This window comes from Stenotrophomonas rhizophila (genome assembly GCF_000661955.1).
Classification (GTDB): domain Bacteria; phylum Pseudomonadota; class Gammaproteobacteria; order Xanthomonadales; family Xanthomonadaceae; genus Stenotrophomonas; species Stenotrophomonas rhizophila.
Window position 1 is genome coordinate 210367 of sequence record NZ_CP007597.1, and the last position, 15501, is coordinate 225867.

General features: G+C 70.6%; 2 protein-coding genes. Both read left to right on the top strand.

All coding sequences use genetic code 11. The features are described from left to right. The first annotated feature begins 63 nt into the window (after positions 1–63). A complete protein-coding gene (locus DX03_RS00920; RefSeq protein ID WP_051598695.1) occupies positions 64–13686 on the top strand; it encodes a filamentous haemagglutinin family protein in 13623 nt (4540 codons plus the stop codon). 164 nt (positions 13687–13850) lie between these two features. Continuing rightward, the gene (locus DX03_RS00925; protein ID WP_038691689.1) at positions 13851–15476 is read left to right on the top strand and encodes a ShlB/FhaC/HecB family hemolysin secretion/activation protein; all 1626 of its coding nucleotides are present in this window, start codon (positions 13851–13853) and stop codon (positions 15474–15476) included. The last annotated feature ends 25 nt before the right edge of the window (positions 15477–15501 follow it).

Below are 15501 nucleotides of genomic sequence, written 5' to 3' on the forward strand. Positions count from 1 at the left end.
CCGCGTAACGCGGTGACCTGCGCTTGTCCTTATCAGCGAACGATATTGCGACGGGTGACGGCGATGGTGAAGCAGCAGAACGGTTCGGTTGTCGGTGCATCCCTGCGTACGCCGCAGGTACGTCCGCTGGCGCAGGCCATCGCAGTGATGCTGGTGGCCGGCGGCGTGGTGGCCAGCGCCACCGCGCAGCAGGCCTTCAGCCCGGCGTGGTTCGCCAACAAGGGCGTGCAGCAGCAGAACGCGGTGCAGAGCGGCCGCCTGCCCAACGGCATGCCGTCCAACCTGGTGCGCACCGATGCGCAGGCGCAGAAGGCGCGCGACACGCTCAAGACCTCGCTGGACAATCTCAACACCGCCGCGCAGGCCATCGCCATGCAGCAGCGCATGCAGCAGACCGCGCGTGATGCCGCGCGCCTGCGTGCCGGCAGCGTGCCCGACGGGTTGGGCGAAGGTGGCCTGAAGGTGGACGACGACGCGCTGACCCGCGGCTGGTCCAACGCCAGTGGCCCGGTGCAGAGCAGCAAGGACGGCACCACCACCGTCAGCATCGCGCAGACCGCCGACAAGGCCATCCTCAACTGGGAAACCTTCAACGTCGGCCGCAACACCGTGGTCGACTTCGACCAGCAGGCCGGCTGGTCGCTGCTCAACCGGGTCAATGACCCCTCCGCGCGACCCTCGCAGATCCTCGGCCGCATCCAGGGCCAGGGCACGGTGATGCTGGTCAACCGCAATGGCGTGGTGTTCGACGGCGGCAGCCAGGTCAACGTCAAGAACCTGGCCGCCGCGGCGGTGAACATCAGCGATGCGCAGTTCCGCAAGGGCCTGTACAGCGACGCGCAGGGCAGCGGCTTCATTCCCACCTTCGGCAACGAGGTGACCACCACCGCCAGCAGCTTCAGCCATGCCGCCGCCAGCGGCGATGTGGTGGTCGAGCGCGGCGCGCAGATCACCACGCACGTGCCGGGCTCGGTCACCGACGGCGGTGGCTATGTGCTCATGCTGGGCCGCCAGGTGCACAACCACGGCCAGATCACCACCGCCAACGGCCAGACCACGCTGGCTGCCGGCGATGCCTTCGTGATCCGCAAGGGCCTGGGCACCGACCAGAACCTGACCTCCACCACCCGTGGCAACGTGGTCAACACGCTGCGCAGCCCGGTGGCGGCCGCTGCCGATGCAGCCCCCGCCAGCGGCGTGGTCAGCAACACCGGCCTGGTCCAGGCCAGCACCGGTGACATCACCCTGGCCGGTCACGACGTGCGCCAGCAGGGCACGCTGCTGTCCACCACCTCGGTGCATACGCGCGGCACCGTGCACCTGCAGACCGAGCGCAGCGACACCACCGGCCGGGTCACGTTCGGCGAGGGCAGCACCACCGCGATCGTGCTCGACCCCAGCGCCACCACCGCGCTGGACGTGCAGCGCGAAACCCTGGTGCAGGACTCGGACAAGCTGGGTGACGGCATTGCCCACCGCCGTGACCAGTCGCTCGTCCAGGTCAGCAGCGGCGGCGACGTCGGCTTCGAGGCCGGCAGCCTCACCCTGGCCACCGGCGGCCAGGTGTTCGTGGATGCCGTGGGCAGCAGTACGGTGGGCGAGGGCGCGCGCATCGACGTGGCCGGCTACGTCGGCGTCAAGATCGCGATGGAAGCCAACAACGTCCAGATCAACGTGCAGGGCAACGAGCAGCGCGACGCGCCGCTCAACCGCGACGATAAATCGCTCAACAGCAAGAACATCTGGCTGGACCGCCGCGACCTGGTGCTGGTGCCGGCCGGCACCAACGGCTACGAGGCCGACCGCTGGTACACCGCCGGCGGCCTGCTCGAAGTAGGCGGCTACCTGGGCGTCACCGGGCACGGCATCGGCGAGTGGTCGGCGCAGGGCGGCACCGTGCAGTTCAGCGGTGGCAACGTGGCCACCGCGCGCGGGTCCAGCATCAACCTGTCCGGCGGCGCGCTGGACGTGCAGACCGGCTACGTCAACCTGACCCACCTCAAGGGCGCCGACGGCACGCTGTACAACGCCTCCACCGCCCCCGGCGACCTGCTTTACACCGGCCTGTACCGCGGCTTTGAAGACACCCACGCGCGCTGGGGAAACACCGCGTTCTACTACAACCCGCTGATCGCGCCGCAGCGCAAGCTGGAGAACGGCTACACCGTGGGCCGCGACGCCGGCCGGCTGATCGTGTCCACCGCCCAGGCGCAGCTGCAGGGCGAGGTGGACACCACCACCTTCCAGGGCGAGCGCCAGCAGCGTGCGCGCGACGCCGCGCTGGATGGTTACCAGCAGGCGCAGACCAGCGTGGCCCGCCAGGGCCAGCTGGTGGTGGGCGGCTACCTGCCGTTCTACGACAAGGACAGCGGCCAGCAGCGCTTCAGCCCTGCGCCGCTGGTCGAGCGGGTCACCGTCGGTGAGGGCACCCACGCCGACGCCGGCACGATCGCGCTGGACGCGGCGTGGCTCAACGCGCAGGCGTTCGGTGGCGTGGCGGTGTACGCGCACGCCGGCATCAACGTGGACCAGGCCGTCGAAGTGGCGCACGGCGGCAGCATCGCCCTGCATGCCAGCGACGTGCGCATCAACGCCGACCTGCGCGCCCGTGGCGGCAGCATCGCGCTGGGCGACATGGTGGTGCAGCACACGGCGTCCGGTACGCCGTGGCTCGATCTGCCGATCAGTGCGCGCCCGGGCGACACGCTGCTGCACCAGGTCATGGTGGGCGACAACATCACCCTCGATGCGCGCGGCCTGTGGACCAACCAATGGCAGGATCCGGCGTCCATCGCCGGGTTGCCGTTCGTCGACGGCGGCAGCGTGTCGCTGCGCAGCACCGGCAACGTCAGCCTGGGCAAGGGCAGCCTGATCGATGTGTCTTCCGGCGCGGCGATGGGCGTGGACGGCGACGTGGCGGGCGGCAAGGGCGGCAACGTCACCCTGGCCGCCGGCCAGAACATGGGCAGCGGCGTGCTGTCGCTGGATGGCAGCATCCGCGCGCACGGGGTCAAGGGCGGCGGCGCGCTCAACATCGAAAACGGCACGCTGGTGAGCATCGGCGGCGACATCCCCGACGCCGTCGAGCACCTGGCCGCCGGGCAGGCCAGCACCCTGCCGGTGCGCCTGGCCGCCGATGTCATCCTGCAGCCTGGCGACATCATTCCGCTGACCTTCTCCATCACCGTTACCCACGTGTCCGGCGGCAAGCCGATGCCGGTGACGGTGCGGCCGGAAGTGAGCAGCACCAAGCCGGTCACCACCCAGGCGGCGTGGGTGCTGCCCACCACCGTGCAGCTGGCCAACTACGGCCCCGTGCGCTACGCCGGCGAGATCCTGCCGGCCGGCACCACGCTGTGGACCATTGCCGACCTGCAGGCCGGCTACGTGGTGCCGGCCAATGTGTTCCCCGGTGGCCTGCCGATTCCGGCGCAGACCTCGCGCTACACCGCCGGCAGCGTGGCCACCGCCGCCATCACGGTACCGGCCGGCACACGCCTGCCGGTGGGCACGGTGTGGCAGCGCGAAGTGCCGGTGCAGTCGTTCCTGGCGCTGGACACCGGCCTGTTCCAGTCCGGCTTCAAGCAGTACAACGTGATCGGCCGCGACGGCGTGTCGGTGGTGGACGGTGCGCAGCTGGAGGTGGCCATGCCGCTGCTGCAGGTCGACCTCGCCGCCGCGCGTGCACTGGCCAGCGGCGAGGATCCGCACGGGGCGCTGTCGACCTGGCTGCCGCCGCTGCAGCAGGATGATCCGGCAACGGGCGCGGTGACGCTGCGCAAGGGCGCGGGCCTGTCATTGACGGCCGGTACCGCGCAGAACGCCGCTGACCTGGAGATCGGCACGGGCAGCCGGATCACGGTGGATCCGGGCCAGGCCATCCAGCTGACCGGCAATGCGCAGATCACCCTCGACGGCACGCTGCAGGCACGCGGTGGCCGCATCAGCGTTCTCGGCGGCGACCTGGGCGAAGGCCCGCTGCTCAACCGCCCCAACGGCATGCCGAACGCGCGCTCGATCTGGATCGGCGAGCACGCCCTGCTGGACGTGTCCGGCGCCGCCTACACCGCGCTGGGTGCCACGGGCGACCGCCAGGGCAAGGTGCTGGACGGCGGCACCATCGAAATCGGCGCGCGGCATGACCTGGCCTCGCGCGACCTTCCGGCCATCGATGCGTTCGTGGTGGTGCGCGAGGGCGCCCGCCTGGAGGCGTCCGGCGCGCAGGCGGTGCTGGACCTGCCCGGCCTCGGCCAGACCCCCGTGGCCAGCCACGGCGGCGTGATCGCGCTGAGCGCCAGCAATGGCTTGTTCGTGGATGGCCGCCTGCATGCCGCCGCCGGTGGCAGCGGTGCGCGAGGCGGCACGCTGGCGTTGAACCTGGAAACCCCGGTCTACGGCCAGGTTGACCGCTGGACCAGCAAGGGCGCCGAGGTGGACGATGGCGTGCGCATACCGCGCGAGCTGATCATGGAACAGCAGTACAGCGGCAGCGGCCTGGGGGCCGACGTGGTGGCCGGTGAACGCGACCCGACCCTGGCCTACGGCAAGGCGCGCTACGGCGTGGATGCCATCCAGGCCGGTGGCTTCGACACCGCCTCGCTGTACGTCAACGGCCTGCTTGATTTCGACGGCAACGTGGCGCTCAGCATGCGCCAGGCGCTGTACCTCACCGCCAGCGCGCTGGGCCTGGCCACCGACGCCGCACGCGACAGCCAGGTCCGGTTGGAGGCACCGTACCTGCGGCTGTCCGGCGCGGCACGTCGCCAGATCGACAACACGATCATGCCCAACCCGGTCACCGGGTCGCGCAATGCCACCCCGGCCACCGGTTCGCTGGGCGTGGCCACGCTGGCCGACGCCGCGGCGATCACCTTCGCCGGCGACCTGGTCGACGTGGTGGGCGCGGTCGGCTTCGGGGCAAAGGGCGAGATCGTGCGCAACGCCGTCGATCCGCTGGTGGTCGAACGCGATGCCTTCGGCACGGTGCGCATCCAGAGCCAGGGCGACCTGCGCCTGCGCGCCGCCGACTTGTTCTCGCCGGGCAACACCACCCTGGCGGCCGCGCAGATCTACGGCAGCGGCAACGTCACCGTGGGCCTGCGCAGCGCGTACAACGAGTGGGGCGCGCTGACCACCGAACTGGACCCGGACCGCGTGCTGGACATCCAGCGCGTGGGCACCGCGTTGCCGCCGCAGCCGTACAGCGTGTTCGGCAACATGAGCTTCGGCGCGGCGGTGATCAACCAGGGCGGCGTGCTGCGCGCGCCGCTGGGCACCATCACCCTGGGTCGCGCCGACGGCACCGGCCACACCGGGGTGGTCAACCTGCTGCCGGGCAGCGTGACCTCGGTCAGCGCCAAGGGCCTGGTGATGCCCTACGGCGGCACGGTCGATGGGCTGGTCTACAACTACAACGGCGTGGACGTGGCCTACCAGGGCGTGGGCGGCGAACCGAAGGTGGAGTTCCGCTCGCACGCGGTGAACGCGCAGGAAGGCGCGGTGCTGGACCTGTCCGGCGGCGGCGAACTCACCGGTGCGGCGTTCCTGTCCGGCCGCGGCGGCTCCACCGACGCGCGCCTGCACCCGCTGGTGCAGATGGGCCGCGACGGCTTCACCCTGCCGGGCCTGGCCACCAACCCGGTGTATGCCATCGTGCCGGGCGTGCAGGCCGGGCAGGCGCCGCTGGGCAGCGAGCGCGGCGCCGGCGACCCGGCCATCGGCCAGCAGGTCACCATCGGCGCCGGTGTGCCGGGCTTGCCGGCCGGCACCTATACCCTGTTGCCGTCCACCTATGCATTGCTGCCCGGCGCGTTCCGGGTGGAACTCAACGGCCTGGCCGGCAGCGCGGCGGCTTTCGGCACCACCCAGGCCATGCGCAACGGCTCGTGGAGCACCTCGGCACGGCTGGGTATTGCCAACACCGGCAGCAGCGACGTGCTGCCCACCCAGCTGGTGGTGACCGCCGCCGATACCCTGCGCAGCTACGCGCAGTACAACGAAACCAGTTACGCAACCTTTGCCCTGCAGCAGGCCGCGCGTGAAGGCGCACCGCGCCCGTTGCTGGAGCGCGACGCCAAGGCGATCAGTTTCAACGTGACCCCTCCGGCCGTGGCCGGCGGGCTGGACCTGCCGCCGCTGCAGTTCAACGCCACCGTGCTGGACGCACCGGCGAGCGGTGGCACCGGTTCGGTGGCCCGCCTGGTCAATGCCACCAACTACGAAATCCTCGCCGATGGCGGCCAGGCCAGCGCGGACTTCAACGGCGTGTCGGTGCATGCCAGCGAGCTGAACCGCATCGGCGCGGCACGCCTGGAAATCGGCGGGCAGCTGCGCAGCACCTATGCCAACGCAGGCACCGGCTCGCTGCAGTCGGCCAACGTGATCACCCTCGAGGGCAGCTCGGGCAGCAACAGCATCGTGCTGCGTGCCGGTGCACAGCTGCAGGCCGCCGACGTGTTCCTGATGACCGGCCGCCAGGCCGGCGGCATCGTGCTGGAGCAGGGCGCGGGCATCAACACGCTGGGCCAGGGCGCGGCCGCCTACGACGCCACCCAGGGCTACATCTACGCCCCCGGCCGCAATGCGCTGCTGGCGGTGTCCAACGGCCAGATCAACCTGCTGGCACCCGACGCGCCCGACACCCAGGGCAATGGCGCCGGCAGCATCGAGATCGGCGCGTGCGCGGTGGGCGACACCTGCACCGGCCAGACCCGGCTGTACTCCGAAGGCACCATCGCCACCGCCACCGACAACCGGTTCGTGCTCGGCGATGCGGTGCGCTACGGCACCCGCAACCTGTCCCTGGCCGTGGGCGGCATCAATGTCGGCAGTGCCGAGGCCATTGCCGACGCCACGGCGCGCGGTACGTTGCCCTCTGGCATGACCCTCAACCAGGACGTGCTCAGCCGCCTGCTGCTGGGCGACACCAGCGTGGGGGCACCGGCGCTGGAGGCGCTGTCGCTGACCGCACGCGAGTCGGTGAACTTCTACGGCGACGTGTCGCTGTCCACCTTCGATGCGGTCACCGGAAAATCTGCGCTGAAGCAGCTGGTGCTGGGCACGCCGGCCATCTACGGATACGGCGATGCCGACGCCGTGGCCCGCATCCAGACCGACACCCTGGTCTGGAGCGGCGCGCTGGCGCCGGCCGGCAGCATCATTGCCGACGGTCCGGGCACCGGCCACGGCCAATTGGTGGTGGACGCCCGCGAGATCGTGCTGGGCTACGGCCCGCGCACGCAGCCGGACACCGTGCGTACGCAGGACCGTCTCGCACTGGGCTTTGCCGGTGTGCACCTCAACGCCAGCGAGCGCCTCACCGCCAACCAGAAGGGCAGCCTGAGCGTGTTCGAGACCCAGGGCGACTGGGACCCGGCCACGCGGTCGTATGCACGCCGTGGCGGCGAATTGTTCATCACCACCCCGCTGCTTACCGGCGCGGCCGGGTCGGTCAACACCATCACCGCCGGCGGCAACCTGCAGGTCACCGGCAACGGTGCCGCCGCCCGCCCCGACAACGCCACCCTGGCCGGCGCGCTGGGTGCGGAAATCGCCCTGGACAGCCGCGCCGGCAGTCTGCTGCTGGACACCGCCGTGCTGCTGCCGAGCGGCAAGCTCCGCCTGGCCGCGCAGGGTGACGTGCGCCTGGCCGACGGTGCGCAGCTGGACCTCGCCGGTCGCCGCATCGCCTTCTTCGACACCGCCAAGTACAGCTGGGGCGGGGACGTGGTGATCGACAGCCGCAGCGGCAGCGTGCAGCAGGCGGCCGGTGCGCGCATCGACCTGGCCGCGCAGAACAACCGCGCCGGCGCGCTCAGCGTGCGTGCTGCCAGCGGTGCCATCGACCTGGCCGGCGCGCTCCTGGGCGGCAGCAGCGGCCATTACGACGCCGGCGGCACCGAGGTGCCCTACAGCGCCGGTCGGATCGACCTGCATGGCCAGTCCATCGCCGATTTCAGCGGCCTCAACACCCGCCTCACCCGCGATGGCGTGACCGGCGCGCGCAGCTTCCGCATCGGCCAGGGCGACCTGGTGCTGGGCGACGAGGTGGTGGCGCACGCGGTGGACATCGGCCTGGACAACGGCCAGCTCACCGTCAACGGCACCGTGGATGCCAGCGGCGAACAGGCCGGCAGCATCCGCCTGTCCGCGCGCCAGGGCGTCAGCCTGGGCAGCACGGCGGTGCTCGACGCCAGCGCCAGCGTGTTGCGCCGTGACAGCTACGGCGTGGCGATCGATGCGCCCAACCGCGCCAGCATCGACATCGATGCCGGCAGCGGCACCCTGGCCATTGCCAGCGGCGCCCGCATGGACCTGCGCGTGGCCGGCAGCGACCGTAGCTACGGCACGGTGGCGTTGAACGCACCGCGCGTGGGCAGCAACGACGTGGCCATCGATGCCGGCGGCACGATCGGTATCGACGGCGCGCGGGCGATCCAGCTCAATGCCTTCATCACCGACAACAGCGCGGCAGCCGGCACCGAACACACCACCACCGGCGAAAGCTACCAGGTCATCGACCAGGCCTACCTCGACCGCCTGCACGCGCAAAGCAGCACTTTCATCGACGCCGCGCTGGGCAACAGCGCGCTGGTCAACACCCGCCTGGCCGGCCTGCGCCGCTACGGCGATGCGTTCCACCTGCGCCCCGGTGTGGAGGTGGTGGCCAACCTGGGCGTCAACGCCGACGGCAACCTGCACGTGGACGGTGACCTGGACCTGTCCGCCCACCGCTACGCCAGCCTCAACCCCGCCCTGGCGCGCAGCAGCGTGCGCGGCTCCGGTGAAGCCGGTGCGCTGGTGCTGCGCGCGCAAGGCGACCTGGAGGTGTTCGGCAGCATCAGCGATGGCTTCGATGGCAGCCGCCTGGGCAGCACCTTCGACGACAACGGCTGGTACCTCACCGCCGGCCGCCAGCTGTTCGGCAGCGACGTGGTGGTGCCGCACGGCGGGCTGGTCACCCTGGCGGCCGGCAGCGTGTTCAACTCGGGCAAGGTGCTCAACTACGACCTGCCCATCGGCGACATGCAGATGGCCGCCGGCACCCTGTTGCCGGCCGATGCGCGCCTGGCGCTGCCGCTGGCCCTGGCCAAGGGAACGGTGCTGGGCGCGGCGGTGCACGATGCCTCCGGCGCGCTGTTGTACGCAGCCGGTACCGTGCTGGCCGACGCGGTCACGCTGCCGCAGGGCGCGCAGCTGTCCGCCGGCCTGCGCCTGCCGATGGCCGCGCGCATCGCGGCGATGACCTGGCCGGCAGGCGTGGCCTTGCCCGCCTCGCCGATCGGCAACCTGGTCACCCTGGCCACCGACCTGGGCTTGGCCAAGGGCGCCTTCATTCCCAGCGACACCGAGGTCAAGCTGCCCGGCGGTGCCACCACGGTCAACCTGCGCCCCACCGACGCCGACGGCAACCAGGGCCGCATCTGGGCGCTGGCGCCGATGCTGGCGGCCGGTTCGCAATCGTGGGACATCACCCTGGTGGCCGGCGCCGACCTGGCCGGCGCCGACCGCCTCACCATCGACCGCGCCGGTACCGGCAGCCTGCGCCTGTCCGACCCGCACTACGGGCAGGGCGGCGCGGTGGTGGAGATTCCTGGCACCGGCTCGCCGGCCACCTATGTCTGGGGCGATGCCGACCTGTTCGTCGAAATGATCAACGTGTTCTTCGGTGAGTACATCCTGAGTTTCGTGCCGACCTCCGGGTCTGGCTTCACCGACGACCAGCTCACCGAACTGATTGGCTTGGGCCTGATCTACAGCGGCCCGGAAAATCTCAACGACCTCGGTTACGAGGGCCTCGCCGCCGTGGATTCGCCGGAGGTCCCACCGGACAAGGAATTCAAGACGCTGCCGGGCCGCGAGCAGCTGCCCAGCGTGGTGCGTACCGGCACCGGCGACCTGCGCCTGGTGTCCGGCGGCGACATCGCCACCACCTCGCTGTACGGCGTGTACACCGCCGGTACGCCGTCGGCGGTGTTGCCCGCCCAAGGCCGCGATCCGTACAACCAGCCGCGTGCGCTGGTGACGCCCAATCCCTCCAACCCGATCGGCAACACCGTGCTCGGCGACAAGGGCAGCGTGTTCGAACACCTGGTCGACGGCGGCAGCCAGAGCCTGTACCAGGCCTGGTATCCCGAGGCGGGCGGCAACCTGCTGCTTCGCGCCGGCGGCACCATCGTCGGCGACAGCCTGGGGCGACCGAGCAGCAGTTTGCGTCCCGAAGCGCTGGGCATTGCCACCGATCGGGTGAGTTCCACTGCCGCGGTGGGCAACTGGCTGTGGCGGCAGGGCACGGGCAGCGTGCAGGGCGGGGCCGAGGGCCTGCCCACCGCGTGGTGGATCAACTTCGGCACCTACGTGGCTGCGGCCAGCGGCGCCAACTACTACAACAACTTCGTGGAGATGCCGCGGCTGATCGGCTTCACCGGGTTCGGCACGCTTGGCGGTGGCAACCTGGTGCTGGACGCGGCCGGCGATGCCGGCATGCTCCAGGGCCGGGGTGACCACGGCGGAGTTTTCATCAACCGCAGCGCCGGTCTCAACCTGGCCGTGGCCAGCACCGGCCGGGTCACCGCCGACGGCACCCTGGTGCAGACCGGCGGCGGCGACCTGGACATCCGCATCGGCGGCGGACTCAATCCCGACCCTGCGCTGCGTTCGTACACCGGCAGCAACAGCCCGCCGGTGGCCAACCTGGTCACCGTCAACGACCTCCATCACCTGGAGCTCAACGGCAGCTTCACCAACCTGCGCGGTGCGCTGCGGCTGGAAGCCGGTGCCGTCGGCGGGGTGGAACTGCGCTACGGCAGCCGCCAGGACGCGAAAGAATCGCGCCCGTACGACATGTACAGCGCGACGGCCGCCACGGCGGCGGGCGGCCCGGTGCTGGTGCTCGGTGATGCCGGTGCACGCCTGGATGCGCGCGGCGACCTGGTGCTGGGCACCGTTACCGATCCGGGCCGCGTGGCCCAGTTCAACAACGGCACGCCCTTCAGCGTGGACGGCACGGCCTACCAGGACGGTGGCTGGAGCTGGTTCTCGCTGTGGACGCCGTCCACCGCGGTGGACCTGATGGCCGCCGGTGGCAACCTCACCCCGTCGCTGGCCATGCACGACCGCAACACCCGCACCGACGCCCAGCCCACCGACGGCAACCATGTGTATCCCTCGGTGCTGCGTGCCACCGCCGCCAGCGGCAGCATCTACTACGGCACCCCGCGCACCGCGCCGACCCAGGGCACCAACAACGAGTACTTCGTGGCCGGCGTGGTGCTGGCGCCGTCGCCGGTGGACGATGTCTTCACCGCGCACGGTACCGGCCAGCTGGAACTGCTGGCGGCCGGCTCGATCTATGCCAATGGCATTGGTCTGAACATGTCCGGCGCCGACCCGACCGCGCTGCCCAGCCCGTTCAATCCCGGTTTCGTGGGCCTGGTCGACACGCTCTGGTACGGCCGCGGGTTCGTGCACAACGTCAGCCCCACCGGCCTGGCACCCAGCGTGCTGCTGTCCGGCGACGAGCCCAGCAGTTCGTCGCAGGTGTACCCGCTGTTCGCGTTCACCGCACCCAGCGCATCGGGCCATGTGTACGTGGGCCAGACGCCCTCGCGCTACTACGCGGTCAACGGCGACCTGGTGGGCCTGCGCACCGGCAGCATCGTCACCACCACCAACAACGTGCTCAGCAACGGTGCCATCCGGACCGACACCACCACCTGGTACGACGGCGGCGGCGCGGTGGCCATTCGTGCCGGGCGCGACATCGTCAATTCAGGCACGCCGTTGGGTGCGTTCGACAACGTGGGCACGGTGTACGGCAACAACAACGGCGCACTGGGCTGGTTCAACCAGCTCAAGGGCGGCGATCCTTCTGCGCCGCCCAAGCCGGCCGCCATCGCCGCCGGCACCGCGCGCGGCAACCTGATCGTGCACACCAGCGCCGATGACGTGTCAGTGGTGCAGGCCGGGCGTGACATCCGCTTCAGCACCTTCTACATCGCCGGCCCCGGCCTGCTCGACATCAGCGCCGGCCGTGACCTGTACATGGCCGACAAGGGCGAACTGCGCAGCCTGGGCCCGGTGGCCAACGCAGCCGCCGGTGACCGCAGCAGCGGGGCCGCCATTGCCGTGGCGGCCGGCGTGGGCCCGCACGGTGCGGATTGGACCGGCTTCGCCGCGCGCTACCTGGACGCGGCCAACCTGGCCGACCCCAACCGCGCGCTGGGCGAACAGGCCGGCAAGGTGGTGCGCGTGTATGGCGGCGCCACCTCGTTGGCGCAGTGGCTGAAGAGCGAGTTCGGCTACGGCGGTGACGAGGCCGGTGCCAGCGCGTTCCTGGCCCAACAGCAGCAGACCCTGGACCAGGCGCGCGATGCCGCCACCGCCAGCGGTGCCACCGGCGTGGCCAACCGCGACCTGGCCCGCGAGTTCAAGCAGGACAGCCAGCTGCATCTGGTCAACTGGCTCACCGCCCGCTTCGGCGGTGCCAACGGCCGTGGCCTGCACTTCGACGCGGCCCGCATGGACGCGCAGGCGTTCTTCGCGCAGCTGCCGGCCGAACAACAGAGCGCGTTCCTGCGCAACGTGTACTACGCCGAGCTCAAGGCCGGCGGACGCGAGTACACCGACGTGGACGGCCCGCGCGAGGGCAGCTACCTGCGCGGCCGCGAGGCCATCGCCACGCTGCTGCCGGCAAAGGACGCCACCGGCAGCGAGATCGCCTACCGCGGCGACCTCACCATGTTCAGCAGCGCCCAGTACTTCGAGAAAACCGGCGACGTGGTGGCCACCCGCCGCCCGCTGCCGGGCAAGCGCTACGTGACCGAGGCCGAGTGGATCGCCGCCGGTCGTCCCAGCGAAGGCCTGCCGTTCTACCGGGTCAACGATGCCGGCATCCATACCGATTTCGGCGGCGACATCAGCCTGCTGGTGCCCGGTGGGCGCGCGCTGGTCGGTGTCGATGGCGGGTTCGTGCCGGGGGCGGGCTCGGGCGTGCTCACCCAGGGCGAGGGCGACATCAACATCTATGCGCGTGGCAGCCTGCTGCTCGGCCAGAGCCGCATCTTCACCACCTTCGGCGGCAACGTGCTGGCCTGGTCGGCAGAAGGCGACATCAACGCCGGACGCGGCAGCAAGACCACCGTGGTCTACACCCCGCAGCGCCGCGTCTACGACAGCGTGGGCAACGTCAGCCTGTCGCCGAACACGCCCACTACCGGTGCCGGCATCGCCACCCTCAACCCGATCGCCGAAGTGCCGCCGGGCGACATCGACCTGATCGCACCGCTGGGCACCATCGATGCAGGCGAAGCGGGTATCCGTGTCTCCGGCAACGTCAACCTGGCCGCGCTGCAGGTGCTCAACGCCGACAACATCCAGGTGCAGGGCAAGGCCGTGGGCATCCCGATGGTGGCGGCGGTGAACGTCAACGCGCTGACCTCGGCCAGTGCGGCGGCCAACAACGCCGTGCAGGCCGCGCAGGACATGGTCAAGCGGCAAACGCGCCAGGCCCAGCCGTCCACCATCAGCGTGCAGGTGCTCGGCTTTGGCGAAGAGACCAGCAGCGTCACCCCGGCCAAGGGCGACGACCGCTACGACCCCGACAGCGTGGTGCAGGTGGTGGGCATGGGCGAATTGAGTGCCGAGCAACGTGCGCGCATGGCGGCCCCGGGCCCGCAACGGCAGTGAGCATGACGCCCGACATTTCCACGGCCACCGCGCGTGGCCACGGCCCGGTGCGGCCAACGCGCCGCAACTGCCTTGTGCGTGCAACGCCGGTGTTACCCGCGTTGCGCACCATCGCGGCCACCGCAGCGCGTGTTCCTTCCCTCTTCCGCAGTGAGATGCTCCTGATGTCTTCAACCCCCAAGGCGTTGGCCTGGTCGCCGCTGCCGCTGTGCCTGCTGTGCGTGATGCCGCTGGCCGCCGCCCAGCAGGCACCGGCGGCCGGCACCCCGGCCACGCCCGCTGCCAACGAAACGCCGGCCGCTGCGCGCGTCACCATCAACGAGTACCTGGTACGCGGCAACAGCGTGCTGGATGCACGCGACATCGAACGCGCGGTCACCCCGCACCTGGGCCCCGACCGCACCCTGCAGGACGTGGACGCCGCGCGGCTGGCGCTGCAGGCCGCGTACCAGCGCAAGGGCTACCAGTCGGTCTACGTCGACCTGCCCGAACAGCAGGTCAGCGGTGGCGTGGTGATCCTGCAGGTGACCGAAACCCGCGTGGGCCAGGTCAACGTGGTGGGCGCGCGCTACAACGATGCCGCGCGCCTGCGCGAGCGCGTGCCGGCGCTGCAGCCGGGCCAGGTGCCTGATTTCGACGGCGCGCAGCGCGAACTCACCGAACTCAACCGCGGCGGCAAGCGCCAGGTGGTGCCGCTGGTCAAACAAGGCGCTGCCGACGGCACCATGGACGTGGAGCTGAAGGTCGACGACAAGTCGCCTTGGCGCTTCAGCGCCACCGTCAACAACGACCACAGCGTGGACACCGAGCCGCTGCGCAGCATCGTCAGCATCGGCCACGACAACCTGTGGCAGAAAGACCACACCGCCTCGCTGACCTTCTTCGCCGCCCCGCAGGACCTGGACCAGGCCAACGTGCTGTCGGCGTCCTACGGCTTGCCGCTGGGCAGCCCGGACTGGATGCTGGAATTCTCCGGCTACCGCTCCGACAGCAACGTGGTCTCCAGCGGCCAGACCAACGTCACCGGCAAGGGCCATGCGCTGGGCATCAAGATCAACCACAGCCTGCCGATGACCGGCGCGTGGTGGCACCAGCTGTCGGCCGGCATCGACTTCAAGGACCTGGACGAATCGGTGGCCATGGTGGGCCAGGCGTCCGACTTCGCACCGCTCAAGTACGCACCGCTGACGCTGGGCTACAGCGGCTTCCGCCAGGGCGACAAGCACCAGCTGAGCGTGGCGCTGCAGGCCGTGTTCGGCGCGCGCAGCCTGCTGGGCTATGGCAGCAGCGACGACGAGTTCGACTGGAAGCGCGCCTACGCCGATTCCAGCTTCTTCGCGCTCAAGCTGGACCTCAGCGACACCTACACCCTGGACAGCGGCGCGCAGTGGTTCGCGCGCATCTCCGCGCAGATGACCGACCAGCCGCTGGTCTCCGGCGAGCAGTTCGCCGCCGGTGGCATGTACACCACGCGCGGCTACCGCTCGGCCGAAGGCATCGGCGATTACGGCGCGCTGGCCACGCTGGAATGGCGCACCCGCCCGTTCGCGCTGTGGGGCCTGCAGGACTGGCGCCTGTACGCCTTCGTCGATGGCGCCTGGCTGGGCCTGCGCCGGCCGCTACCCGAGCAGGCCGACAGCAGCTGGATGTCCGCCGCCGGCCTGGGCAGCAGCCTGCGCATCAGCGACCACTTCAACCTGCGCCTGGACTACGGCCACACGCTCAGCGATGGCCCCACCACCACCAAGGGCGCGAACCGACTGCACCTGAGCGTCGGCGCCAGTTACTGAGCCCGACCCCCGACTTCCCCGGAGA